The following is a 284-nucleotide window of genomic DNA, read 5'->3' as shown; positions in this document are numbered from 1 at the left end:
ATTTGATACCATTCTAAAATCCGGCACCGTGGTCAATCAGGACGGTGAGGGCATCTGCGACATCGGCATCTCCAATGGCCGGATCGCCGCGATCGGGGGGCTCGGACAGGCCTCCGCCGGCGAGACCATTGACTGCAAGGGCCTGCACATCCTGCCCGGCGTGATGGACACGCAGGTGCATTTCCGCGAGCCAGGGCTGACCCACAAGGAAGACCTCGAGACCGGTTCGCGCAGCGCCGTAATGGGAGGCGTTAGCGCGGTGTTCGAGATGCCGAACACCAATC

Annotated in this window: 1 pseudogene; it reads left to right on the top strand. The window is 62.3% G+C overall.

Features of this window, described 5'->3' with window-relative positions:
* A pseudogene (locus tag QSV46_RS39485) lies at positions 1–284 on the top strand (dihydroorotase); the annotation flags it as partial.

This window comes from Bradyrhizobium cosmicum (assembly GCF_032290525.1).
GTDB classification, from domain to species: domain Bacteria; phylum Pseudomonadota; class Alphaproteobacteria; order Rhizobiales; family Xanthobacteraceae; genus Bradyrhizobium; species Bradyrhizobium cosmicum_A.
The sequence above is the reverse complement of the archived record's forward strand: the minus strand, read 5'-3'. Positions and strand labels throughout refer to the sequence as shown.